The organism is Halobacteria archaeon AArc-dxtr1, from assembly GCA_025517425.1.
Lineage (GTDB): Archaea > Halobacteriota > Halobacteria > Halobacteriales > Natrialbaceae > Halostagnicola.
Genome location: JAOPJY010000001.1, coordinates 1170579 through 1192948, shown reverse-complemented (window position 1 = coordinate 1192948; position 22370 = coordinate 1170579). Strand labels below are relative to the sequence as shown.

Sequence of the window (22370 nt, the reverse complement as noted above, 5' to 3'; positions counted from 1 at the left end):
AACAATATGTTAGCTGAGGCGACCGGGTTTTATCTGGTTTCCCCACCCGGCAGCCCCGAGTAACCATCCCGATACACCATGACTGATACGCAAATTCGAACCTACGCGAGTGGCACGGAGCGAGAATCGACCGAGCAGACCGACGAACAGACCGACGAGCGAGAGCACTGCCCCGAGTGTGGCGGTCGCGTCGTCTCTGACGCCGAACACGCCGAGAGCGTCTGCCAGGACTGTGGGCTCGTCGTCGAAGAAGACGAGATCGACCGTGGTCCGGAGTGGCGGGCGTTCGACGCTGCCGAGAAAGACAAAAAGAGCCGCGTCGGCGCCCCGACGACGAACATGATGCACGACCAGGGGCTGTCGACCAACATCGGCTGGCAGGACAAAGACGCCTACGGGAAGACGCTCTCGAGCCGCCAGCGCCAGAAGATGCAGCGGCTTCGCACCTGGAACGAGCGCTTTCGCACCCGTGACTCGAAAGAGCGCAACCTGAAGCAGGCACTCGGCGAGATCGACCGCATGGCGAGCGCGCTCGGTCTCCCAGAGAACGTCCGCGAGACCGCCTCGGTCATCTATCGCCGCGCCCTCGAGGAGGACCTCCTCCCCGGACGCTCGATCGAGGGCGTCGCGACCGCGTCGCTGTACGCCTCGGCTCGACAGGCCGGAACGCCGCGCAGTCTCGACGAGATCTCGGCGGTCAGCCGCGTCGACAAGATGGAGTTAACCCGCACGTACCGCTACGTGGTCCGCGAACTCGGCCTCGAGGTCAAACCGGCCGACCCGGAGCACTACGTGCCCCGGTTCGTGAGCGGACTCGACCTCTCCGACGAGACCGAGCGAACCGCACGGCGCCTCCTCGACGACGCCCGAAGCGACGGCGTCCACTCGGGTAAGTCGCCGGTTGGTCTCGCCGCCGCCGCGGTCTACGCCGCCGCCTTGCTCACCAACGAGAAGGTCACGCAAAACGAGGTCAGCGAGGTGGCCAACATCTCGGAAGTGACGATCCGAAACCGGTACAAGGAGCTGCTCGAGGCCTCCGAATCCGCTGCCCCCGCCTGAGCCGCCTCTTTCGGCTCGGCGTCTGTGATCGTCGGTCATGGCTCGAGCAACCTTTTTGAGGGATAGTGTGCATATTGGTATCATGGAGGAAACGACAATCCAACTTCTCTGTCCCGAGTGCACCAAGGACTGGCAGCTCCCACCCGCGGAACTTCCCGACTCGACTGAACTGTTCCACTGTCCAAACTGTCACGCTTCGCGGCGAACGGCGGAGTTTACCCGCACTGACCGCGACCTCCGGACGCTCAAACAACTCGGGTAAGGAGTAGTTGGATCCGATCGGTCAGACCTCTCCCGTTGGTGATAATTTTACGTGACCGAATCGCGCTCTCGTTGGTGATTCCGAGCGCGTCGATCCACCCACCCAGTAATACCGTCCTACGGCGGTCTTTTATTATGGTTAATTTCCTGGTAGTGTGGCGTCTCCGCTGTTCTCCCGGCAGAGTTCGGGGAGTAGTGTGGTAACGCGACTCAGGATAATAATATAACCCTGCGGTGGATAGGATTGCATGGTTATGAAGAAGCAGGAACTCATTCACCTTCACGGGCTTCTCGCCGAAGTATCAAACCAGTGTGCCGAATGGGACGATTGTCCGATCGACCTCGAGCGGTACGAGTCCCTTGGCATTCGACCGACATCGATTCACAAATCGAAAACAGACCACAAAGCCGCCGTTTTTGCTCTTGCTGGGGGAATCACCATGCCCATGCGAGAGGAACCGCAGGAGCCAGTTGCCGCTACCGCCGACTAAGTTCTCGTTCGAATCCTCAGAACATTCGCCTCTCAAGTGGCAACGCTGCCGATATCCACTCGTTTATGAGAGTATGATGCGCATACAGTTCGTGTACTCGCTGCGCAGTCGTCACTCGAGCAGGTCTTCGAACTCGGGCAGCACGTCCTCGTCGGTTTCGACTGTTTCAGGCTCCTGACTGTCAGTGTCTTGGCCCGCGTGCTGGTCGCTCCCTTCGTCTGCTTCTAGCTCCTCATCACGCTGCTCTGGTTCCTCGTCACCCTCGTCTTCGTCCGGTAGCACTTCGACGTGGAGCACCTCGAGGGGAATGTTCTCGAGGCGCTGACCGATTTCTTTTCGGGCGATTCGAGACGCGTGTTCCTCGCGTTCGACGTTGAACACCGTCATCTCGAGTTCGAGGGCGACCAGTGCCTCGTCGGCGGCGATGAACGCCGGTGGAAGCTCCTCACCCGAGGGGGACGTTCGCTCCCCCATGTTGATCTCGACGTAGTTCAGGTCGGGGTTTAGCATGTCCCCCGTCTTCGAGATCGCAATGCGGATCGCCTCGTCTTCGGTCTCGACATCGAACACCGGCACGGCGGCCTCGACGACGACCCTGCAGTTCATACATTCCTATTGTATCGCCTACAGTATGAAGGTTCGCCCCTCCCCAAAACGCCCGATCTGCCCGCTCGTCGATGTCTGAGCGACGCCGTCGGACCCAAACTTCGAAAGCCCCAAGCCGACCTCGCCGAAGATGCTGGTAATGGAAACGGGGACGATCCCACTCGACGATCTCGCCGGCGGCCTCGATCTCTACCGAACGTTAGAGAGCGGCCAGAGCTACCTGTGGCGGCGCGCCGACGGTGGGATGTACGACGACGACGGCGTCACTGACCGCTGGTATCGGACCGTCGCCGACGAGGAGGTCGTCGCGGTCAGACAGCGCGGCGACGTCTTAGAGTGGGCGGGAACCGCGGACGTCGAACCGATCGTCCGCCGGCGACTCCGTCTCGACGACGACCTCGACGCGATCGTGGCGGCGTGTCCAGACGATCCTCTCTTGGGGGAGGCCTACGAGGCCACGCGCGGGCTACGGCTGGTCGGTGATCCGCCGTTTGGAACCCTCATCTCCTTTATTTGCTCGGCCCAGATGCGTGTCGGTCGCATCCATCAGATGGTCTCCGCGCTCGCCCGCGAGTACGGCGATGCGGTCGCCTTCGACGGCGAGACCGTCCACGCGTTCCCGACGCCCGACCAACTCGCCGCCGCGACGGAGGAGGAACTCCGCGACCTCGGGCTGGGATACCGCGCCCCCTACGTCGTCCGCACGGCGGAGATGGTCGCAGACGGCGAAGCTCACCCGGCAGACGCTCGGGATCTCGAGTACGAGCCAGCCCGCGACCACCTCACACAGTTCGTCGGTGTCGGTGACAAAGTGGCCGACTGCATCCTGTTGTTCTCGCTTGGCTTCGACGAGGCAGTCCCCTTAGACACCTGGATCAAATCGGCGATCGAAGACCACTATCCGGACTGTGATCGCGGCTCGTACGCTGCGACCTCACGGGCGATCCGGGAGCGCCTCGGCGGCGAGTACGCGGGGTATGCCCAGACCTATCTCTTCGACTACCTCAGAACCGGGCGAACAGAAGCGTAAGGCGGACGGACAGAAGTATCTCTGTTCGCCTCAGTCGCATGTCGGTGGTTTTTGTCGTCCCCGACCGATCCATCCTGCATGGCCGATCGAGTCCGCACACACGTCTTCGTCTCGGGAACCGTTCAGGGCGTTTACTACCGTGCGAACACCCGCGAAACCGCCCGCAATGCGGGCGTCGACGGCTGGGTTCGAAACCTCGCCGACGGCCGCGTCGAGGCGGTCTTCGAGGGACCCACAGATGCGGTCGAGTCGGTGGTCGAGTGGTGTCACGAGGGGTCGCCCGCGGCTGACGTCGCGAGCGTCGACGTCGAGCACGAGGAACCCGAGGGAATCGAGGGCTTCGAGATCCGGTACTGAGGCGTTGTCAGCCCCAATCGCCGCTGCCTCCGTCCGTCCCCCGTCACCGTCTATCGTCGTCAGTTTCGGGTGATGAATCGATGTCCGAATTCTCGGATGCGGTTCCGTCACCGTTGTCTTCCGACGTCTCCGACTCCTCCACCGCGTCTTGAACTCCTGACGAGGCGGTGTCGACGCCGGGAACTCCACCGATTCGGAGATATCGGCTCGAATCTGCCACCGTCTGGGGATCCGCGTGGCTCTCCTCGTTCATCGCGGCTGCCCGCTGCTCTGCGAACACGTCGAGCGTGACCTTCGCCCCGCCGAGGACGACCGGGCCGATAAACAGTCCGACAGCGCCGAAGACGACCAGTCCGCCGAAGATTCCGACGACGACGATCGCCGAGTTGAACGCGCTCGTTCGCCCGATGAGTGCAGGACGGAGATAGGTATCTGAGGCGCTGACGAGCGATCCGTACACGACGAGCATCGCGGCTGCGACGGGTCGTCCGACTATCAGCAGGTAGATCGTGACTGGAACCCAGACGCCGAATGCGCCGACAAGCGGGAGGAGCGCCAGGACGAACGTTGCGACAGTGAGAAACGCCACGGCCGGCACTCCGAGCAGGTAGAGACCGATTCCGAGCAGTACCGCCTGGATCGCCGCGACGGCGACGTTCCCGACCACTGACGCCCACATCAGCTGGTCGATCTCGGCGAACAGCTCTCGCTGGAGCTCCTCCTCGACCGGCAGGACCCACCGTACCCACGCCAGAAACCGACGCCGGTCGCGCAACAGCCCGAACAGGACGAACAGTGTCACGGTGAGACCGATGAGGATGTTCGGAAGCCCGCCGATGAACCCGAGCGCGCTGCTCGCGAGCCCTTGGATGCCGGTCGAGATCGGTTCCTGGTAGGCGTCGTACAGGTCGCCCATGTCGCCGGCGTAGCCGATCGCCTCGAGCTGACGCTCGATATCCCCCATCGACAACTGTCCGTCCTGGACGGCGGCGACCACTTCGAGCGCCTCCCGGAGCGCGACGGCCAGGAGGTACATCGTCGGCAGGATGATCGCGAGGATCGCGACGGCGACGAGCACGAGCGCTGCGACGCCCGATCGGACGTAGCGCTCGAGGCGTCGCTGTGCGGGCGCGAAGATGTACGCGAGCACCGCACCCAGCAGCACGTACTGGACGTAAGGCAGGACGATGAGTGCCGCCAGAACGGCGCTCGCGAACGCGAGGAGGGCGAGCCCCGCGCTATCTGAGAGCCACTTCGACAGGCCGTGTCGGTCGGACATAGCTCTCGATACTCACCCCTCCCAAATAGTTCGTGTCGCTAGTCACGGTCGACGTGACCGCCTGTCCGCCCCGATCGGTCCGCAATCTTCAACGGTCGGGCGGTCGAACTCCGGCTATGATCACCGGTGAGCGGATGGCCGCCGTCGACGAGAACGCTGCGGCCCTGGGAGTTCCCCGCAAGCAACTGATGGAGTCGAGCGGACGCGCCGTCGCCGACGTCGTCCGTGAGGTCGCTCCCGAGGGCGCCACCGTCGCGATCGTCGCCGGCCGGGGCAACAACGGTGGCGACGCGTTCGTCGCGGCCCGATTTCTCGACGGCGCTGGCGCGAGTTCGGGCTACGACGTTTCGACGATCTTGCTCGGCCACTCCGACCGAATCGGTACCGAGATCGCCCGGGAGAACTGGGACGCACTCCGAAAGGGCGGCTACGAGCTGCAAACGGTCACCGATTCCAGCAACTTCGAGCTTCCGGACTGCGACGTCGTCGTCGACGCGATGCTCGGAACCGGCATCAGTGGCGACCTCCGCGAGCCGGCGGCGACCGCTGCCGCGGCGATCAACGCCGCCGACGCGACTGTCGTCGCCGTCGACGTCCCCTCCGGGTTCGACGCCAACGCGGGCGACCACGCCGACAACGGCGTCGAAGCCGACCACGTCGTCACCTTTCACGACGCGAAACCCGGCCTCTCCGCGCTCGCGACAGACGTGACGGTCGCGGATATCGGCATCCCAGCCGCCGCCGAGCGCGATGTCGGCCCTGGAGACATCCGCCTGGCCCGTCCCGATGGCCGGACGGGCCGACCCTACGTCATCGGCGGCGGCCCCTACACCGGCGCGCCGGCGCTCGCCGCCCAGGCGGCTCTTCGGGCCGGCGCGGAGCTCGCCTTCGTTGCTGCCCCTGAAACCGTTGCCGGCGAGATTCAGAGCTACGCCGAGGACCTCATCGTGCAGCCCTACGAGGAGGACGTGCTCACGCCGGATCGAGCCGGCGACCTGCTCGAAACCGCCCAGCAGTACGACAACGTCGTCGTTCTGGGGCCGGGACTGGGAACCGACGACGAGACGCTCGCGGCGGCTCGACAATTCCTCGCCGGCTACGACGGTCTCGCGGTCGTCGACGCCGACGCGCTCGCGGTCGTCCCGGAAGTCGAGACCGACGCGACGCTGGTCTGTACGCCAAATCGGGGCGAACTCGCACGGATGGGCGGCCCCGACGTCGACGATCTCGCCGCAGCCGCCGACGAGGTCGAGTCGTTCGCGGCCGAGCTGGGTCACGTGGTCCTCGCGAAGGGGGCGAACGACGTGATCACCGACGGCGAACGCACCCGGATCAGCCGGTCCGGGACCGCCGGCATGAGAGTCGGCGGCACCGGTGACACGCTCGCGGGGATCGTCGCGGCGCTCCTGGAACACGCCGAGCCCCTCGACGCCGCCGCTGCTGGCGCTCACGTCAACGGGCTCGCGGGCGAGGCACTCGCCGAGCGCGACGCGTACGGCTTTCTCGCCTCCGAACTGCTCGCACAACTGCCCGCCGTTCTGTGGGGCAGAGGTGACGACGATGTCTGAGGATCCCGTCCCCGCTGACGGGTCAAACCCGGATCCGAGAGACGGAACCGAGTCCGACGCCGACGAGCTCACCCACACCACTGACGAGGGCGAGGTGCAGATGGTCGACGTCGGCGCGAAACCCGACAGCGAGCGCCGGGCCGTCGCGGCCGGCGAGATCCGTCTCCGGCCGTCGACGGTGGCCGCGATTCGGGACGACGAGGTCGGCAAGGGAGACGTGCTCGCCACGGCCAGGATCGGCGCGATCCAGGCCGTCAAACACACCTGGGAGACGATCCCGATGTGCCACCAGATCCCGATCACGAACGTCGACACCGCCTTCGAGCTTCGAGAGGAGCGCGTCGAACTCGAGGTCGCGGTCGAGACCACCGGGAAGACGGGCTGTGAGATGGAGGCCTTAGAGGGCGTTACAACCGGTCTAAGCGTCGTCTGGGACATGGTGAAAGCCGTCGAGAAGGATGAGAACGGCCAGTACCCGGCGACCGCGATCGAGAACGTGCGCGTCACAGAGAAGGAAAAGGACGAGGAGTAACCGTCCCGAACCCCGTTTCACCTTCTCCGAAGTATAAGTAGTTGCTCGCAAAACGGCCCACCATGACACTGTTCGGGACGGCCGGCATCCGGGGCCCCGTCGCGGAGACCGTGACGCCGGACCTCGCGCTGGCGGTAGGACGTGCCGTCGGGGATTCGGGTGAGACGGTCGTCGTCGGCTGCGACGGCCGCGAGACCGGAACCGCGCTCGCCGCGGCGGTCGAAGCCGGACTCACCAGCGCGGGCGCTGACGTCCGTCGCATCGGGCAGGTGCCGACGCCGGCGCTCGCGTTCGCCTCGCAGGGTCGACGTGGCGTCATGCTCACCGCGAGTCACAATCCGCCCGCGGACAACGGCATCAAGCTCTTCGACGACGGTATCGAGTACGACCGGGCGGCCGAACGCGCCGTCGACCGGGCCGTCCAGTCGGACGCCTCGGCGACCGCCGCCTGGGACGAGTGGGGCGACACCGAGCGTATCGATGTCCTCGACACCTACCGCCAGGCCGTCGCCGACTACGTTCGCGACGAGTTCGACGGCGACGCCGGAGGAGATTTCGGTGACGGCGACGGGAATCCGAGTGCCGGTGACCGCCCCCTCTCCGGGCTCTCGGTCGCCGTCGACTGCGGCAACGGCGTCGGCGCGCTCGCGACGCCACAGGTGTTGGATCGCCTCGGCGCCGACGTCGTCGCACTGAACGCGACCGTCGACGGCCACTTCCCCGCCCGCGGGAGCAAACCCACTCCCGAGACGCTCACCGACTTCTCTGCCTTTCTCGCCGCGGGCAGCTTCGATTTGGGGCTGGCCCACGACGGCGACGCCGACCGCCTGGTCGTCCTCGGTCCCGACGGGGAAGTCGTCCACGAGGATACGATTCTCGCGGTTGTCGCCGCCCACTACGCCCGAACTGCCACGTGCGAGGATCCCGTGGTCGTCACCACGCCGAACGCCTCCGCCCGGATCGACGAGCGCGTTCGCGAGGCTGGCGGTCGCATCGAGCGCGTCCGACTGGGGGCGCTCCACGAGGGGATCGCCCGCGAACTGAACGCTGGCGACGACGAGACGGACGTCGTCTTCGCCGCCGAGCCCTGGAAGCACATCCACCCCGCTTTCGGCGGCTGGATCGACGGCGTCGCGAGCGCGGCCGTCGTCGCCGCGCTGGTCGCCGACGCTGGCGACGTGGCGACGCTGCGTGCACCGGTCACCGAACGTCCCTACCGAAAGGTGAGCGTTCCCTGCCCCGAATCGCGAAAGCAGGAAGTGATGGCGACGCTCGAGACGGCACTCGCAGACGCGATCCCAGCGACGACTGTCGAGACGGAGTACGGCGTCCGCCTCGAGTTCGCCGACGCGTCGTGGGTCCTCGTTCGGCCAAGCGGTACCGAGCCCTACGTTCGGATCTACGCCGAGAGCGACGCCGTCGACGAGTTGGTCGCCGACGCTCGTGCGGTCGTCGAGGTGGCGATCGACGACACCGGATCATAACACGTCTCGGAACTCCCGCTCGGCACAGCGTTCATGCAGCTGGTCGAAAAAGAGGAGACATGAGCACGAACACGGAGTCGCTTGTAGACGCCGCCCGCGAGATTCAGGCAGCCGCCCACGTTCCCTACTCGGAGTACCGGGTCGGTGCGGCGCTCGAAACCGCCGACGGCGCGGTCTACGTCGGCTGTAATCTCGAGAACGCAAACTACAGCAACAGCCTCCACGCCGAGGAGGTCGCCGTCGCGGAAGCGGTCAAGGAGGGCCACCGCGAGTTCGCCCGGATCGCCGTCAGCTCGGATCGGCGCGACGGGGTCACTCCCTGTGGAATGTGCCGTCAGACGCTCGCGGAGTTTTGCGACGACGACCTCACGGTCATCTGTGACGAGGGCGACTCGGTCACCGAGTACACGCTCGGCGAGTTGCTTCCGAACACGATCTCCGAGGAGATGCTCGACGACTGAACTCAGTCGGCTGCGTCGCGGCCCTGACTGATGAGCTCTTGCAGCACGGATCGGTGACAGCGTTTCGTTGCGGTGTTTTCGAAACAGACCAGCGCGATCGACTCTCCCTCTGCGAGCCGATCTCGTAGCGATTCGATCGCCTCTTTGGCCGCCCCAGACTTCGTGAGGTGGGTTCGATACCGCGATTCGAACCCGACCTGCTCCCAGGCCGCGTTGTGCGCCTCCTCGGCGCAGAGACCCCGCATCTTCAGGCCTGACTCGGCCTCCTGAACCTCCTCGAGCAGGTCGGCGGGCGGTCCCAGTGCGGGGACGTTCTCGTCGACCGCGGCGTGAAACCAGGTCGTCGGCTCGCGGACGACGCCGACCAGTGACGCTTCGGGTGGGAGGTCGGCCAGATCGTGCTGGAGGGCCGCAACGTACGTCTCCGTCAGACGGCCTGGCGCCATAGCCGGTCATACGGCCGGCCTGCAGTTATATACTGCCCCGGATCGAACCTATCGGATCTCATGACTGGCGACAGCGAGGATCCCAACGCAGATGTCCAGTACCATCTCGAAGTCGGCGCCGGCGACGTTGCAGACACCGTACTGCTGCCCGGCAACCCCGAGCGCGTCGAGAAGATCGTTGACTGCTGGGACCATCACGAAGAGCGTGCCCACCACCGCGAGTACCGGACCGCGACCGGAACCTACCAGGAGACGCAGATCTCCGTCACTTCGACGGGGATCGGCGGGCCGTCGGCCGCAATCGCTGTCGAAGAACTCGCCCGGGTCGGCGCCGACACCTTCATCCGGGTCGGCTCGTGTGGGGCGCTCCGGGCCGAGGCCTCCGTCGGCGACCTCGTGATCACCACCGGCGCTGTCCGCCAGGAGGGAACCAGCGACGAGTACGTCCGTGAGGACTACCCCGCAACCGCCGACTACGAGGTCGTCTCGGCGCTCGTCGCGGCCGCCGAGCGACTCGGCTACGAGTACCACACCGGGCTGACGGTGAGCACCGATTCCTTCTATGCCGGCCAGGGCCGGCCCGGTTTCGAGGGGTTCGAGGCTGCAAATTCAGACACCCTCCTGGATCAGCTTCGAGATGCGAACGTGACGAACGTAGAGATGGAGGCCAGCGCCATTCTGACGCTCGCCTCGATCTACGGACTGCGTGCAGGGGCGGTGTGTTCGGTTTACGCCAATCGCGAGACCGGCGAGTTCCGCACCGAAGGAGAGTACCGTGCAGCCGAAACCGCCGCACTGGCGACGCACCTGCTCGCGAAGATGGACGCGACAAAGCGCGAGGCCGGCGTCGATCGGTGGCACGCTGGCCTCTCGATCGAGTGAGATCGACGGAACGGCCGTCGTCGACGGACTCTCCACTCAGTCGCGAATCCGGACGACGCCGTCCTCGAAGATTTTCCGGTTGGGGACGATATACTCCTCCGAGTCGTCTTCGATCTTGGTGACGAAGAGGTCGACCTCCTGGACGATGCCGACCTGATCGCCGACTTTGATCCGGTCGCCGATGCTGTAGGGCTGGTTCAACAGGAGATACAGCCCGACGGCACTCGAGACGAGAAAGTCCTTAAATGCGTACGCGCCGACGATGACGATTCCCGCCGCGTAGACGGTCAACAGGACGAGCAGGGCCAGCACCTGGACGCCGATCTGGCCGAGCGCGATGAGGAAGACGACGTAGAGGACGGAGTACTTGACGACCTTCGGGAGAATCGCTACCTCCGGAAGCTTGACGCCCCGAAGGTACTCGCTGACGATCAACTCGGCCTTGTCGGCGACGATGAAGCCGACGATGAGCACGAGGACGGCGATGAACACCTGCGGGATGAACTCCGTTACCCGGAGCCAGAACGCGTCCGTATCGAGCAGCTGGGCGATGTGGATCGCCGTCAGGATCGCGATGCCGTAGATGAACCAGGAGCTGATTCGTGCAACGATGTCGACCGTCGACGTGCCGATGCTCTGGGCTGTCCGCTCGAAGGGCGTTCCTTCGACGGCCTCCGGAACGCCGGCGGCCCGGAGGAGCTCCCGGTTCAATCGACCGACGAGATAGCCCACGACGAACCCCAGGACGAGCACCGCTGCGGCGATCACCGCGGGTTCGTCGACGAGCGTCTGCCAGTCCATATCAGTACGCCTCCGGGTCGACCTCCAACAGGATCTCTCCGCCCTTGAACGCACGCACCATCCCGTCGCTCTCCGAGAGGACGATCGCGATCGCGTTCGTATCCCGCGTGATCGCTCCGCCGGCCATGTGCCGGGCCCCGAGCCCCTTCGGGATGTCGACCCCCTCTGCTGAAGGCTCTAGGTAGCGGTAGGCGGAGACGATCTTCCCCGAATCCGAGATGACGAACGCGCCGTCGAGCCGGGAGAACTCCTTTAACATCACGTTGACGATCTGGTCACCGACGTGGACGTGGGACTTCTCGAAGGGGTTGTACGACAGCGGTCGGGACTTGTTCATCACCTTCCCCGCGTCGCCGACGATGAACAGCGCGCCGACCGGTTTCCCTTTCTGTCCTTTCTTGCCGAGTTCGACTGCGAGTTCCAGAACTGCCTTGACCACCTCCGGATCGGCCCGGGACTTCGCAAACAGGTCGTAGATCCCGGTGTGGTCGTCCGCATTGGCCCGGACACGCGAGACGGTGTCGATTCCGTCGGCGAAGACGCTCGTCGCACAGGCAAGTTCGTCGCCGTCCTCGACGAAATCCTGCTCGAGAGCGCCCTCGAGTCCGAACTTGACGCGCTCGGCGACCTCTTCGAACTCCAGGGGTAGCTCGACGAACGCGCCAGCACCGACCGTGTTTTCGGTTCCGACGACGATCACCTCGAGGTCGTCGACGGCGGCGAGACGCTCGTAGTAGGAGCCGCTGGGGGAAAACAGCACCACGGCGTCCACGCTGGCAAAGAGATCCTCGAAGACGTCGTCTAATCCGGCCATCGTCTCTACAACCTGTTTCCGCTCGAATAAGCGTTGTGGCATGTCTGACGCACGTCTGTCGTCGGATCAGTGATGAAAACATCTCTTTTTTCACACGTTCGCGACCGAAGTGACGGCGCCGACCGGAATCCGGCTACCGCTGGATAGAACTACTTGCTCTCCGATGAGTTCGCCGTATCACCGCTGTGGCTAGCGATTTTGCGTTGTTCGCAGTAGGATGCTCCGACAGGGATTCGAACCACGGGCGTTTTGCTCGCTTGGCTCGCGTCACTCCCTGATACGAATCCTGCGAGTCACAGCTACTGCTCGCGAATTGTTTGCAGTAGAATGCTCCGACAGGGATTCGAACCCTGGTCATTGCCGTGAGAGGGCAATATGATTGGCCGGACTACACTATCGGAGCGTACGATTTATCGTAGCGCGCAGTGTTGTTTAAGGATTCCGTTTCGACGCGGTACTGCCTCGACGTGACACACCTCGATTACTCCTCGAACGGCGACTTCGTCGCTTCGGGTTCGTAGCCGTCGAGACTGATGATGTTCTCGCGGCCGACCCGAAGCTTGCTGATCGTTCCCTCCTCTTCCATCTCCGAGAGGAGCATGCTCACCTTCGATTTCGACCAGTCGGTCTCTGCGACGATGTCGACCTGTTTCATCCGCCCACCGTTCTCGCGGATAATGTTGACGACGATGTCCTCGTCGGTCACGAGTTCGTCCTCCGGCAGCGGCGACCGAGTCGCCGATGTCTCTGCGTCTTCAGCTTTGTCGTCGTGCTCTGTGGCTTCCGCTCTGTGGCGCCACCAGATGAACACAGTAGCCAGTACCGCACCGACGCCCAGTATGGCAGTTAGCTGCCACAGCCCGACGTCGGTGCTGGCGAGCCAACTTGCGCGTTCGCCACCCTCTTGCTCGAAGACGATCCGTGGCTCGCCGTCGATGAACTCCTGTTCTCCGGTCCACGTCACCGAGTTGGCGTTTCCGATCGAGACGGTGCTGTACTCGCCATCCGGCGAGACGGTGTCGAACGCCAGTCCGTCGCCCGGACGAACGATGAGGTGCTGATCGCTGTCGAGAAACCACCGACCGAACGCGTCTCCGACGACGACGGTGTCATCCTCGGTGACGGCGAACCCCTCCCACACGAACGTCATTTCGACGACGCCGGTGGTCACGGTGCCGTATTCGACCCCCGCACTTCGGCTAAAACTGGTCGCCTCCATCTCCCGGTCGGTTCGTTCGGCTCCGGTCTGGGTCAACCCCTCTGCTTGCTCGACGAACCGATCGTAGCGGGCCATCTCCTCGTCTTCGAACTCGGCTGCGAACGATTCGAACGCGTCGATCTCGCCGTCGTCGAGTGACTGTTCGTAGCGGAACGTCCAGGTCGCACTGTCGTTCTCGTGTACCGTGACGTCGAACTGCGTCCGATCGAACTCCTGTTCGTTGCTCTCGTCTTGAACAACTGCGATGCTACCTGCCTCGTTGCTGGCGTCGCTTGTTGACCCCATTTCACCACTGGCTCCACCTGCGACCCCACCGTAGCCGGCAGCTACCAGGAGCACCACGAGGAGTCCGACGAGCACCCACCGTCGCATTCAGCGATGAATAGATGCCAACCCTAAAAATCGTTGGGTATCCGGCGGTCCCGTGTCTACTGACGAGAACTAGCGGTGTTCCGGCCAGCATCGGTGTTGATCGGTTGCGTACAGTTTCGACCGTGTCGACATACACAAACCGACGCCGACCGTACGGACTCGTGTGATTACGAATCTCGCAGCCGACGTTCACGCCTTTACGAGCAACGCCTTCCTCGTGACCGGCGAGCGCACCGTTGTGGTCGATACGGGTGCGAACTTCGACGCGGTCGCTGCCATCGAGAAACACGTCGACGACATCGATGCAGTCGTCCTCACGCATACACACCGCGATCACGTCGGGAATCTCGATGCCGTCAAATCGGCGTTCGGCGTCGACGCCTGGGGCCAGGACCCCTCGGTCGACGGCGTCGATCACGCGATCGAAGACGACGAGCGCGTCCAGCTCGGTGACCACGAGTACCGGGCGATGCACACGCCGGGACACAAGGAGGATCACCTCTGTTTCTACGCACAGGGGCCGGGAATCCTCTTTTCGGGCGACCTGCTCTTTGCGAACGGCAGCTACGGCCGAACCGATCTTCCTGGCGGCGACCGAGAGGAACTGGTGCTTAGCCTCCACGACCTCTTAGACGCCGTCGACGAGGATCTCTCGGAGCTCCACACCGGGCACGGAGAGAGCGTCACCGATCGCCCTCACGACCACGTCGAACTCGCCACGCGGATTGCGTTAAACGAGTGACTGCCACGAGAGCTCTCGACGCCGCGTCCGTAGCCCGTTGATCACTCCCGGAGTCCGTAGAAGCCGGGCTCATCGTCGGTTCGCGGTTCGGCGACCACGAGATCGTCGGCGTTGGTCATAATCCACGGAATCGCCCAGTCGAGCAGGATATCCTCGGTCTCCTGATCGATCTCGGCATCCGGGTCGAGCCCCTGGAGCAGCCTGGCGATCTCGTAGACGGTGTACATCTGTTCGTTCTCGAGCAACTCATCTGGCGTGTAGAAGTCACAGGGTGGGAGGCTCTCGAACTCGGATTTGGGAACGGGCATGCGCCACGCTACGGTAGAGAGGCGGGTAAATCGTTCTATCCGAGATCGACTATCGCCGACGAAAAAACGTGGTTTACCAGAATTGAGGCGAGAATGCCCCCCTCAAGGAGCGAGCAGGGAGGGGTTGAATCCCTGCACGGTAGTACAAACCATTAAGCGAACACATCTCTAATCGAGAGATCGCGATGGAGTACAGTCACCGCTACTCTGCATACCCGACACAAGAGGTAGCGGTTGAACTGCAACATCACATCGACATTCATCGCCAAGCGTACAACTACACCCTGTACGAGTACGAGAACGTAGACGCCGATGAGATTGGTTCCGCGTACAAACACCACTACCGACTCCCCGACTGGAAAGACGAGTTCCCCGTCTTCTTGGAAGTTAATTCGAAGGCTCTGCAACGAACCGTCACCCGGTTCTACCAGAACCTCGACGGACTCTCCGAGCAGAAACAAAACGGACGTACAGTCGGGAGGCTCAAGTGGAAGTCACCAACGGAATTCCAGAGTATGACGTACTCGCAGTCTGGCTTCGAACTCAAAAACACGAGTGGTCGACGCGCGACGCTCTGGCTTTCCAAAATTGGCGACATCCCGATCCGTTACCACCGCGACATCCCCGACGAAGCCGACATCAAAGAAGTGACGGTCAAGAAAGAGACAACCGGTGAGTGGTTCGTTTCCTTCGGCCTCGAAACCGGTGAAGCCGATCTACCCGAGAAGCCTGACGTAGATTCGCTCGACACGACCAACAGCGTCGGTGTTGATCTCGGCATTCTGAACTACATCCACACTAGTGACGGCAAGATCGTGGACTGGCTCAACCTCGAAAACGAATACGCCCGCCTCCGACGTGAACAACGCAGGTTGTCGCGGAAAGAGCAAGGGTCGAACAACTACGAGAAGCAACGCCGAAACGTGGCGAAGGTCAAGCGACACATCCGCCGGAAGGTGTTGGACTACCAGCACAAGTTGACGACGTGGCTCGTCCGCGAATACGACGCCGTATTCGTCGAGGACTTGGATGTGAAGGGGATGTTGGAGCAGTCACACAACGCTCGCAACAAGCAGGACGCGGCGTGGCGACAGTTCATCTCCCTCCTCAAATATAAGGCAGAGTTGTACGGCTGTCACGTCGTTCAGGTGGAAGCCGCTGGGACGACGAAGGAGTGCGCGTCGTGCGGTGTGGAAACAGCGAAACCGATCTGGGTCAGAGAACACTCGTGTCCGTCATGTGGGTTCGAGTGTGACCGGGACGCGAATGCGGCGATGAACGTCTTGCAGCGCGGCTTTTCTGAACTAGGGCTGGGATGGCCCGAAGACACGCCTGTGGAGACTGCGCTCCCTACGGACACCCATTCGGTGTCTGCAAAGCGCGTCATAGAAACAGGAAGCCCCATCTGCTCACGGGCGCGAAGCGCCCGTTCGCATGGTCCGTGAGGCCTTCGGTCTCACGCTACCCTCAACGAAGCCGCACCAGCGGCTGAGTAGGTGTGGGGTAGTTCACTCGAAGTGGTCGAGGCACTTCCCGTACTCTTCTGCGACGGAGTCCCAGTTGACCACGTCGAAGAAGTTGTCGACGAACTCGCCGCGGTCGGGACCGTAGTCGTAGTAGTACGAGTGCTCCCAGACGTCTAACGCCAGGATCGGGTGGGCGCCCCAGAGGGCACCCTGGTCGTGTTTGTCGACAGCCAGGTTGCGAAGCTGCTTCGCGACGGGGTCGTAGACGAGCAGGGCCCAGCCGCCGGCGGCGCTCGCTGCGGCCTCGAACTCGCCCTTCCAGCCCTCGTAGGAGCCGAAGTCCTCCTCGATGCGGTCGGCGAGGTCGCCCTCAGGCTCGCCGCCGCCGTCGGGAGACATATTCTCCCAGAACAGCGTGTGGAGATAGTGTCCACAGCCGTTGTGGGTGACGCTTCCGAGTGCGCCAGCGGTCGAGCCAAACTCGCCCGACTCGCGGTTCTCTGCTAAGGTCTCCTCGGCGCTGTTGAGGCCGTTTACGTATCCCTGGTGGTGGGTATCGTGGTGCCAGGTGACGACCTGTTCGGAGATCGACGGTTCCAGTGCATCGTAGTCGTACGGCAGCGGTGGGAGTTCGTGATCAGTCATAGTGGTGCTGTATTCTGTGTATTGTCCGCTCTCCTGTTAAGTTTTGAGGAGTGAAACGATATCACGTCCCACTCTCGTGGGCAGTTCGCCACCCCTCCGACCAAGCCACGACGGGTATCGTGTTAAACCTTTCAGCAATTGGGTGTGAAGGGCTGGTCGAGTTGGCGCTGTTTGATTACTCGTATCCGAACTCGGCTCGCTGCCGCCGGGAGAACTCCTTGTGGTATGCGTGCTCGAGCCACTCCTCGACCGACGGCTGCCGCCAGTACCGGACCGTCTCGCTTCGGGCGTCGTGTTCTACCACGCCGGCGTCTTCGAGCTTCGGCAAATGGCTGTGCTGGAGGGTCGTTCTGACGGTACGCTGGTACGCCTCGCTCTCGTCAGCGCGGTTCTCGAGCGCGAGGACCCGCTCTGTTAGTTCCGTTACCGTTGCAACTCCTGGCTCGCGCATCCAGAGCTCGTACAGTGCGTACCGCCGGCGCTGCTCAGAGAGTACGTCGAACACTTCGTCGAGCGACGGCGCCGTGCCGGTCGCGACGGCTGCTGACCCCCGTTCGCTTTCACCCATCCCCGGACCACCTACCGAACGTTACCATTCGAAACCACCAACGCCGACTACTACAGCCCCCACATTAGATGTTACGGCGTCCTAGATACACACATGTCTTTACTCAGTGATATTACCCGGAGAACGTAGTACGGTCGAAACCGAAACGGCGCTACTCGTAGAGCCACTCGACGTCGTGTTGATCGTAGTCGATCAACTCGTCCTCGTCGAAGTGAATCGCAATCTCTCGCTCGTTTGCGCCCTCGTCCTCGTGGTCGGCTGCGTGAACGACGTTTCGACCGAGGTCGAGCGCGTAGTCACCACGGATCGTTCCGGGGGCGGCCTCGAGTGGATCGGTCGCGCCGATCATCTGGCGGACCTGTCGAGTTGCGTCCTGGCCTTCCCAGACCATCGGGACGACCGGGCCCGAGGTGATAAAGTCGATCAGGCCGTCGAAAAACGGCTTCTCCTCGTGTTCGGCGTAGTGCTCTTTGGCCCGCGCTTCGGGCATGTTGAGCACCTTGATGCCGACCAGCTTGAGGCCACGCTCTTCGAGTCGGGAGACGACCTCGCCGACTAACCCACGCGCGAAGGCGTCGGGCTTGACCATCACGAAGGTTCGCTCGTGGTCGCTCATTCCTCGTCCTCGTCGTCAGCCTCGGCTTCCGTCTCGTCGACGGACTCGTCGTCAGCGGGGACATCCTCGGAGTCGTCCTCGGTGACGTCCGCTTCGGCTTCGACGTCCTCGTCCTGGTCAGCCTCCTCGTCGGCTGCGACCTCGTCTTGGACGGGACCTTTCCCGGCGCGTCCTTCCGCGGTCCACTCCAGATCGCGGGGCTCGCGGCCGAGCTTGTAGTTTTTCTCCGCCTTCGAGTCGACGAAGTGGAGTACGGTGCCGTCGTTGCGAACGTACATGATGCCCGTGCCGGGCTCGATCTCTTCGCCGGTGTAGTCGCAGGTTCGCTTCTCGACCATTATTGTCCTCCGATGGAGTCGGCCTCGCGGGCGGTCTCGCGCAGCTGGAGGATGTCCCCCTCGCGGACCGGCCCGAGGCAGTTTCGGGTGATGATTCGTCCCTGATTCTCGCCCTCCTTGATCCGGCATTTGACCTGCATGGCTTCACCGTGCATGCCGGTCTTGCCGACGATCTCGATGACCTCGGCGGGCGTAGAGCCGCTTTCTCCCTCTTCAGCGCTCATCTCTGATCACCTCAGTCGAGGTCCTCGACCTTCGCGGCGATATCTTCGACGTCGTCGTCGGCCTCGCCGGCGTCGACGATCGCCGCGGCGGCGGAGCCGACTTCGAGGCCGGCAGCGTGGCCGACGTCGTCCTGGGTCTCGACGAAGACGACAGGAATGCCTTTCTCGTCTGCCAGCTCGGGGAGGTGCATCACGATCTCCTCGGGCGTGACGTCTTCGGCGACGTAAACGAGGTCGGCGTTGCCGCGCTCGATGGCCTTGGTCGTCTCGTTGGTTCCTTTCTTTACACTGCCTGTGTCTCGTGCGACCTCGAGCGCCTCGAGGGCGTCGTCGGCGAGGTCGGCTGGGATCTCTGTAGTTACGTAAACTGCCATTGGTTGTTCACCTGTCTCCTACGCGTGGGCTCTCGCTCCCCTGCCGTCCGGGGGCTGGGTCCGGGTGGCGTCGACGACGCCACCACGATCCCCGGGCCGGACGATCCGGCGAAAGTCCTGTGGGGCTAGGAGCATCATCAACCCCGCATAGGGTGTACACCTCAGTAGCGTAGCCCCCCTTAAAAGCGTGTTCAAACGCTCGAGGGCGTGCGATGGCTCCGCACGCGGGTTGCGGACGATCGACCGCTGGTGTCTATTACCCTCCGTCACCGAGCGTTCCGGTATGACCGCCGACGTCGTCGCACTCGCACACCGCCTCGCCACAGAGGCGGCCGAAACGAACGAGCGCCGGCTCCTCGTTCTCTCGGGCGAGCGCGCGAGTGGGTACGAGACACTTGCTGACGTCCTCGACGCGCTCTCGGTCCCGATCACGGCCACCACACTCCTCGGCCCGGACGATCGACTTCGATGCGAGCAGCTACCCCAATCCCGCGCCGGCGAACTCCTGGGAACCACCCGCGAAATCGTCGTCGTCGACGCCCACCGCGGCCTCCAGCCGAACGCGCTGGGGGCGGCCGTCGGCGCCGTCGACGGCGGCGGCCTGCTCGTTCTCTTGGCCCCCCCACTCGACTCCTGGCCCGAGCGCCCCGGCGCCTTCGCCGAGTCCCTGGCGGTGCCGCCGTTCTCCCTCTCGGACGTCACCGGCCGGTTCACCCGCCGTCTGGTCACCCTTCTGCGGACCCACCGCGGCATCGCGATCGTCGACGTCGACGCCGGCCGAATCCTCGACGACGGGCTGACCGATCCGGCTCCGCGGATCGAGGCTTCCTCGCCGGCAGCTCCTTCACCGCAGCCACCCGGCGAGCGCCGGTTTCTGGACGCGACGTACGAACGCTGTCGAACCGACGATCAGGCCGCGGCTGTCGCCGCCTTCGAGTCACTGCTCGACGACGGCGAGCGTGCTGTCGTTCTGGAGGCTGACCGCGGCCGCGGCAAGTCGAGTGCAGCGGGGCTGGCCGCGGGGGCACTCGCTCGCTCTGGCGCGGATGTTCTCGTCACAGCGCCCGCCTTCCGCAACGCTGAGGAACTGTTCGCCCGCGCCAGAGAGCTGACTGAGGGCACAGACGAGCCGGTATCCGAGACTAGCCACCCGGCAGACGACGACCGGCAGATCCACACGCGCGCCGGCGGCCAGATTAGCTATCGGTCACCCACAGACGCTGTCGACAGCTGCGAGAACGTTGACGTCCTGATTGTCGACGAGGCCGCCGCGCTCCCCGTCGCTCGGCTGGAGGCGCTTCTCGCCGCCGACCGCGTCGCCTTCGCGACGACGATCCACGGCTACGAGGGTGCCGGTCGCGGCTTCTCGGTCCGGTTTCGAGATCGGCTCGCAGAGAGCGACCACGAGGTGATCGAGCGCCGACTGGTCGAACCGATCCGGTACGCCGCGGGTGACCCCGTGGAGGTCTGGGCGTTCCGGGCGCTCTGTCTGGACGCACGGCCGCCGGTCGAACCGCTGGTCGCGGCGGCGACTCCGGAGACAGTCACGTATCGTGCACTCGACCCCGAGACGCTCCGTTCGGACGAGCGCCTGCTTCGCGAAGCGTTCGGCCTGCTGGTGCTCGCTCACTATCGGACCGAGCCCAACGACCTGGCCCGTCTGCTCGACGCACCAAATCTGACAGCCCGGGCGCTCGTCTTCGACGGCCACGTCGTCGGCGTCGCCCTGCTCGCCCGCGAGGGTGGGCTCTCTGCGGAGACGCAAGCGACCATCTACGAGGGCCAGCGCATTCCCGGAAACATGATCCCCGATATCCTCACGAGCCAGCTGCGAGACGAGTCCGCGGGCGACCCCTCGGGGCTGCGCGTCGTCCGCATCGCGGTCCACCACGCCGCCCGCTCGCGGGGGCTCGGCTCGCACCTGCTCGAGCGCGTTCGAAGCGAGTTCGAACGGCAGATCGACTGGCTCGGTGCCGGCTTCGGTGCGACGCCCGGACTGCTCGCCTTCTGGGCGGAAAACGGCTACGGCGCCGTCCATCTCTCGACGACGCGAAACGACACGAGCGGCGAACACTCCGCGATCGTGCTCCTTCCCACGAGCGACGCCGGCCACGAACTCGCCACTGGTCACGCCGCCCGGTTCGCGCGGCGTATCCCCGCTGTCTGCTCGGATACCCTCGCAGAGGTAGCGCCCGACGTCCTTCGCGCTGCTTTGAAAAGCGTCGACGCCGACGCAGTCCCCGATCCCGACCTCTCTGCTCACGAGTGGCGCCTGGTCGCCGGCGCCGCCTACGGCCCCGGTCTCTTCGACGTCGACCCTGGCCCCTTCCGACGCCTCGCGGTCCGGTACTTCGTCGCGCAGCCGTCGGATCTCGACCTCTCCGGCCGTGAGGAGCGGCTGCTCGTCCGTCGGGTGCTCCAGGCACGGGACGTCGAGTCCGTCGCTGACGAGCTTGGCTATCACTCCGTCGGGCAGTGCATGCGGGCGCTCGGCGACGCGTTCGCCCCGCTGGTCGATCGGTACGGCGGCGAGGCGGCCGCTGCGGTTCGCGAGCGATTCAATGGGGGATAGATTCGAGCTGGACTGGCTCATCCTCACCGAAGCAGCCACTGTAAGACGCGCTCAGGCATCGCCTTCAGCCACCACGCAACCAGCCGCCAACGCCGGGTGACGTAAACGTGGCGGCGCTCTCTCCGGATCGCGCGTGCGATCTGTTTCGCCGTCGATTCGGGTGAGGCTCGCCAGAACTCCCCCACCGAGAGCCGCGTATCGACGTAGCCCGGCTCGACGGTGGTGATCGTCACGTCCGCGCCCCGTCCCGATTGCCGATACCGCAGCCCTTCTAGATAGTTCGAGACGAACGCCTTCGAGGCGCCGTAGGCTGGGAGGGCGCCGATGCCGACGTGGGCGGCGATCGACGAGATGCCGACGAGGTGGCCGGCCGGCGCCTCGGTACTGGACTCGTGTCCGTCGCTCGCCTCTCCCCCCGCGCCTGCCCGCTCCTCGAAGTACGCCACCGCGGCGCTCGCGAGCGCCGCAAACCCCGTCACGTTCGTCTCGATAACCTGACGCTGGCGCTCCCACTCCAACTCGCGGTTGACCCGGCCGATCCCGGCGCTGATCACGACCAGCTCTACCCGCCCCATCGCCTCGGCCAACCCGAAAAAGCGCTCGCGGGCGGTCTCGGCGTCGGTCACGTCCATCGTCGCCACGTACGCCTTCGTCGGCAGTTCCTCGCCGATCGATTTCAGGCGCTCGGTCCGCCGGGCCGCCAGTCCGACTCGATACCCCTCGGCGGCGAGTTCCCGCGCGAGCGCCTCGCCGATTCCGGAGGAGGCGCCGATGACGATCGCCCCGCGTGGCTCGCTCATAACCGTACGCTCGGTCTCCCAACACCTAATCCTGCGGGAGCCGGCGAGTGTGCGT

The 22370-nt window shown here is 64.3% G+C and carries 27 protein-coding genes and 1 tRNA gene; 13 read left to right on the top strand and 15 right to left on the bottom strand.

Going from position 1 to position 22370, the window contains the following annotated elements:
* Positions 1–78 precede the first annotated feature (78 nt).
* The 3 genes from OB905_06175 (at position 79) to OB905_06165 (ending at position 1811) form a co-directional block, all read left to right on the top strand.
* Complete coding sequence (locus OB905_06175) at positions 79–1059, top strand: transcription initiation factor IIB (protein MCU4925573.1); 981 nt, start codon at positions 79–81, stop codon at positions 1057–1059.
* Between the two features lie 82 nt (positions 1060–1141).
* Positions 1142–1321 (top strand): hypothetical protein, encoded by a 180-nt coding sequence (locus OB905_06170; GenBank protein ID MCU4925572.1) that lies wholly within the window; start codon positions 1142–1144, stop codon positions 1319–1321.
* 253 nt (positions 1322–1574) lie between these two features.
* Positions 1575–1811 carry a UPF0058 family protein gene (locus tag OB905_06165; GenBank protein MCU4925571.1) on the top strand — a complete coding sequence of 79 codons (237 nt, stop codon included), beginning with the start codon at positions 1575–1577 and terminating at the stop codon, positions 1809–1811.
* A gap of 111 nt (positions 1812–1922) precedes the next feature.
* On the opposite strand, the gene OB905_06160 is transcribed toward OB905_06165, so the two are convergent.
* Positions 1923–2417 carry a DUF555 domain-containing protein gene (locus tag OB905_06160; protein ID MCU4925570.1) on the bottom strand — a complete coding sequence of 165 codons (495 nt, stop codon included), beginning with the start codon at positions 2415–2417 and terminating at the stop codon, positions 1923–1925.
* Between the two features lie 139 nt (positions 2418–2556).
* Here OB905_06160 and OB905_06155 point away from each other — a divergent pair, with 139 nt between their 5' ends.
* The gene (locus tag OB905_06155) at positions 2557–3447 is read left to right on the top strand and encodes an 8-oxoguanine DNA glycosylase (protein MCU4925569.1); all 891 of its coding nucleotides are present in this window, start codon (positions 2557–2559) and stop codon (positions 3445–3447) included.
* Positions 3448–3525: 78 nt separating this feature from the next.
* Positions 3526–3804 (top strand): acylphosphatase, encoded by a 279-nt coding sequence (locus OB905_06150; GenBank protein ID MCU4925568.1) that lies wholly within the window; start codon positions 3526–3528, stop codon positions 3802–3804.
* A gap of 43 nt (positions 3805–3847) precedes the next feature.
* Here the strand turns inward: OB905_06150 and OB905_06145 are convergent, their stop codons facing one another.
* Positions 3848–5083 (bottom strand): AI-2E family transporter, encoded by a 1236-nt coding sequence (locus OB905_06145; GenBank protein ID MCU4925567.1) that lies wholly within the window; start codon positions 5081–5083, stop codon positions 3848–3850.
* 116 nt (positions 5084–5199) lie between these two features.
* On the opposite strand from OB905_06145, the gene OB905_06140 reads away from it, so the two are divergent.
* From OB905_06140 to cdd, 4 genes are all read left to right on the top strand, one after another.
* Positions 5200–6651 (top strand): NAD(P)H-hydrate dehydratase, encoded by a 1452-nt coding sequence (locus tag OB905_06140; GenBank protein MCU4925566.1) that lies wholly within the window; start codon positions 5200–5202, stop codon positions 6649–6651.
* Positions 6644–7183 carry a cyclic pyranopterin monophosphate synthase MoaC gene (moaC, locus tag OB905_06135; protein MCU4925565.1) on the top strand — a complete coding sequence of 180 codons (540 nt, stop codon included), beginning with the start codon at positions 6644–6646 and terminating at the stop codon, positions 7181–7183. The genes OB905_06140 and moaC overlap by 8 nt, the downstream gene beginning before the upstream one ends.
* 62 nt (positions 7184–7245) lie before the next feature.
* Entirely contained in the window at positions 7246–8667 is a 1422-nt protein-coding gene (locus tag OB905_06130) for a phosphomannomutase (GenBank protein MCU4925564.1), read from the top strand.
* A complete protein-coding gene (cdd, locus tag OB905_06125) occupies positions 8661–9128 on the top strand; it encodes a cytidine deaminase (GenBank protein MCU4925563.1) in 468 nt (155 codons plus the stop codon). Before OB905_06130 ends, cdd begins: the two co-directional genes overlap by 7 nt.
* A 2-nt stretch (positions 9129–9130) precedes the next feature.
* Here the strand turns inward: cdd and OB905_06120 are convergent, their stop codons facing one another.
* The gene (locus OB905_06120; protein ID MCU4925562.1) at positions 9131–9574 is read right to left on the bottom strand and encodes a DUF488 domain-containing protein; all 444 of its coding nucleotides are present in this window, start codon (positions 9572–9574) and stop codon (positions 9131–9133) included.
* A 60-nt stretch (positions 9575–9634) separates the two neighbouring features.
* Here OB905_06120 and OB905_06115 point away from each other — a divergent pair, with 60 nt between their 5' ends.
* Positions 9635–10456 (top strand): nucleoside phosphorylase, encoded by an 822-nt coding sequence (locus OB905_06115; GenBank protein ID MCU4925561.1) that lies wholly within the window; start codon positions 9635–9637, stop codon positions 10454–10456.
* Positions 10457–10492: 36 nt separating this feature from the next.
* On the opposite strand, the gene OB905_06110 is transcribed toward OB905_06115, so the two are convergent.
* The 4 genes from OB905_06110 to OB905_06095 form a co-directional block, all read right to left on the bottom strand.
* Complete coding sequence (locus OB905_06110) at positions 10493–11257, bottom strand: mechanosensitive ion channel (GenBank protein MCU4925560.1); 765 nt, start codon at positions 11255–11257, stop codon at positions 10493–10495.
* Between the two features lies 1 nt (position 11258).
* Positions 11259–12071, bottom strand: a complete 813-nt coding sequence (locus OB905_06105) for a DUF5912 domain-containing protein (GenBank protein MCU4925559.1) — start codon at positions 12069–12071, stop codon at positions 11259–11261.
* 328 nt (positions 12072–12399) lie between these two features.
* Positions 12400–12474, bottom strand: a tRNA-Glu gene (locus OB905_06100).
* A 78-nt stretch (positions 12475–12552) separates the two neighbouring features.
* A complete protein-coding gene (locus OB905_06095) occupies positions 12553–13662 on the bottom strand; it encodes a hypothetical protein (protein ID MCU4925558.1) in 1110 nt (369 codons plus the stop codon).
* Between the two features lie 163 nt (positions 13663–13825).
* On the opposite strand from OB905_06095, the gene OB905_06090 reads away from it, so the two are divergent.
* Positions 13826–14404, top strand: coding sequence for an MBL fold metallo-hydrolase (locus OB905_06090; GenBank protein ID MCU4925557.1), 579 nt, complete (start codon positions 13826–13828; stop codon positions 14402–14404).
* Positions 14405–14445: 41 nt separating this feature from the next.
* Here the strand turns inward: OB905_06090 and OB905_06085 are convergent, their stop codons facing one another.
* Positions 14446–14712 carry a DUF5827 family protein gene (locus OB905_06085; GenBank protein MCU4925556.1) on the bottom strand — a complete coding sequence of 89 codons (267 nt, stop codon included), beginning with the start codon at positions 14710–14712 and terminating at the stop codon, positions 14446–14448.
* Between the two features lie 185 nt (positions 14713–14897).
* On the opposite strand from OB905_06085, the gene OB905_06080 reads away from it, so the two are divergent.
* On the top strand, positions 14898–16157 hold the full coding sequence (locus OB905_06080) for a transposase (GenBank protein ID MCU4925555.1): 1260 nt from the start codon (positions 14898–14900) through the stop codon (positions 16155–16157).
* Between the two features lie 63 nt (positions 16158–16220).
* Here the strand turns inward: OB905_06080 and OB905_06075 are convergent, their stop codons facing one another.
* From OB905_06075 to rpl7ae, 6 genes are all read right to left on the bottom strand, one after another.
* Positions 16221–16823, bottom strand: coding sequence for a superoxide dismutase (locus tag OB905_06075; GenBank protein ID MCU4925554.1), 603 nt, complete (start codon positions 16821–16823; stop codon positions 16221–16223).
* A gap of 175 nt (positions 16824–16998) precedes the next feature.
* A complete protein-coding gene (locus OB905_06070) occupies positions 16999–17391 on the bottom strand; it encodes a hypothetical protein (protein MCU4925553.1) in 393 nt (130 codons plus the stop codon).
* A gap of 151 nt (positions 17392–17542) precedes the next feature.
* Positions 17543–18007, bottom strand: a complete 465-nt coding sequence (gene ndk / locus OB905_06065; protein MCU4925552.1) for a nucleoside-diphosphate kinase — start codon at positions 18005–18007, stop codon at positions 17543–17545.
* Complete coding sequence (locus OB905_06060; GenBank protein ID MCU4925551.1) at positions 18004–18345, bottom strand: 50S ribosomal protein L24e; 342 nt, start codon at positions 18343–18345, stop codon at positions 18004–18006. The genes ndk and OB905_06060 overlap by 4 nt, the downstream gene beginning before the upstream one ends.
* On the bottom strand, positions 18345–18569 hold the full coding sequence (locus OB905_06055; protein MCU4925550.1) for a 30S ribosomal protein S28e: 225 nt from the start codon (positions 18567–18569) through the stop codon (positions 18345–18347). The genes OB905_06060 and OB905_06055 overlap by 1 nt, the downstream gene beginning before the upstream one ends.
* 11 nt (positions 18570–18580) lie before the next feature.
* Positions 18581–18943 carry a 50S ribosomal protein L7Ae gene (gene rpl7ae / locus OB905_06050; protein MCU4925549.1) on the bottom strand — a complete coding sequence of 121 codons (363 nt, stop codon included), beginning with the start codon at positions 18941–18943 and terminating at the stop codon, positions 18581–18583.
* Positions 18944–19226: 283 nt separating this feature from the next.
* Here rpl7ae and OB905_06045 point away from each other — a divergent pair, with 283 nt between their 5' ends.
* Complete coding sequence (locus tag OB905_06045) at positions 19227–21515, top strand: GNAT family N-acetyltransferase (protein MCU4925548.1); 2289 nt, start codon at positions 19227–19229, stop codon at positions 21513–21515.
* 23 nt (positions 21516–21538) lie between these two features.
* Here the strand turns inward: OB905_06045 and OB905_06040 are convergent, their stop codons facing one another.
* On the bottom strand, positions 21539–22315 hold the full coding sequence (locus OB905_06040; protein MCU4925547.1) for an SDR family NAD(P)-dependent oxidoreductase: 777 nt from the start codon (positions 22313–22315) through the stop codon (positions 21539–21541).
* Positions 22316–22370: the final 55 nt, after the last annotated feature.

Bases quoted from the DNA above. Each gene is read 5' to 3' on its own strand.
- OB905_06175 (MCU4925573.1), top strand. From the start codon at position 79: ATGACTGATACGCAAATTCGAACCTACGCGAGTGGCACGGAGCGAGAA.
- OB905_06170 (MCU4925572.1), top strand. From the start codon at position 1,142: ATGGAGGAAACGACAATCCAACTTCTCTGTCCCGAGTGCACCAAGGAC.
- OB905_06165 (MCU4925571.1), top strand. From the start codon at position 1,575: ATGAAGAAGCAGGAACTCATTCACCTTCACGGGCTTCTCGCCGAAGTA.
- OB905_06160 (MCU4925570.1), bottom strand. From the start codon at position 2,417: ATGAACTGCAGGGTCGTCGTCGAGGCCGCCGTGCCGGTGTTCGATGTC.
- OB905_06155 (MCU4925569.1), top strand. From the start codon at position 2,557: ATGGAAACGGGGACGATCCCACTCGACGATCTCGCCGGCGGCCTCGAT.
- OB905_06150 (MCU4925568.1), top strand. From the start codon at position 3,526: ATGGCCGATCGAGTCCGCACACACGTCTTCGTCTCGGGAACCGTTCAG.
- OB905_06145 (MCU4925567.1), bottom strand. From the start codon at position 5,083: ATGTCCGACCGACACGGCCTGTCGAAGTGGCTCTCAGATAGCGCGGGG.
- OB905_06140 (MCU4925566.1), top strand. From the start codon at position 5,200: ATGATCACCGGTGAGCGGATGGCCGCCGTCGACGAGAACGCTGCGGCC.
- moaC (MCU4925565.1), top strand. From the start codon at position 6,644: ATGTCTGAGGATCCCGTCCCCGCTGACGGGTCAAACCCGGATCCGAGA.
- OB905_06130 (MCU4925564.1), top strand. From the start codon at position 7,246: ATGACACTGTTCGGGACGGCCGGCATCCGGGGCCCCGTCGCGGAGACC.
- OB905_06120 (MCU4925562.1), bottom strand. From the start codon at position 9,574: ATGGCGCCAGGCCGTCTGACGGAGACGTACGTTGCGGCCCTCCAGCAC.
- OB905_06115 (MCU4925561.1), top strand. From the start codon at position 9,635: ATGACTGGCGACAGCGAGGATCCCAACGCAGATGTCCAGTACCATCTC.
- OB905_06110 (MCU4925560.1), bottom strand. From the start codon at position 11,257: ATGGACTGGCAGACGCTCGTCGACGAACCCGCGGTGATCGCCGCAGCG.
- OB905_06105 (MCU4925559.1), bottom strand. From the start codon at position 12,071: ATGGCCGGATTAGACGACGTCTTCGAGGATCTCTTTGCCAGCGTGGAC.
- OB905_06095 (MCU4925558.1), bottom strand. From the start codon at position 13,662: ATGCGACGGTGGGTGCTCGTCGGACTCCTCGTGGTGCTCCTGGTAGCT.
- OB905_06085 (MCU4925556.1), bottom strand. From the start codon at position 14,712: ATGCCCGTTCCCAAATCCGAGTTCGAGAGCCTCCCACCCTGTGACTTC.
- OB905_06080 (MCU4925555.1), top strand. From the start codon at position 14,898: ATGGAGTACAGTCACCGCTACTCTGCATACCCGACACAAGAGGTAGCG.
- OB905_06075 (MCU4925554.1), bottom strand. From the start codon at position 16,823: ATGACTGATCACGAACTCCCACCGCTGCCGTACGACTACGATGCACTG.
- OB905_06070 (MCU4925553.1), bottom strand. From the start codon at position 17,391: ATGGGTGAAAGCGAACGGGGGTCAGCAGCCGTCGCGACCGGCACGGCG.
- ndk (MCU4925552.1), bottom strand. From the start codon at position 18,007: ATGAGCGACCACGAGCGAACCTTCGTGATGGTCAAGCCCGACGCCTTC.
- OB905_06060 (MCU4925551.1), bottom strand. From the start codon at position 18,345: ATGGTCGAGAAGCGAACCTGCGACTACACCGGCGAAGAGATCGAGCCC.
- OB905_06055 (MCU4925550.1), bottom strand. From the start codon at position 18,569: ATGAGCGCTGAAGAGGGAGAAAGCGGCTCTACGCCCGCCGAGGTCATC.
- rpl7ae (MCU4925549.1), bottom strand. From the start codon at position 18,943: ATGGCAGTTTACGTAACTACAGAGATCCCAGCCGACCTCGCCGACGAC.
- OB905_06045 (MCU4925548.1), top strand. From the start codon at position 19,227: ATGACCGCCGACGTCGTCGCACTCGCACACCGCCTCGCCACAGAGGCG.
- OB905_06040 (MCU4925547.1), bottom strand. From the start codon at position 22,315: ATGAGCGAGCCACGCGGGGCGATCGTCATCGGCGCCTCCTCCGGAATC.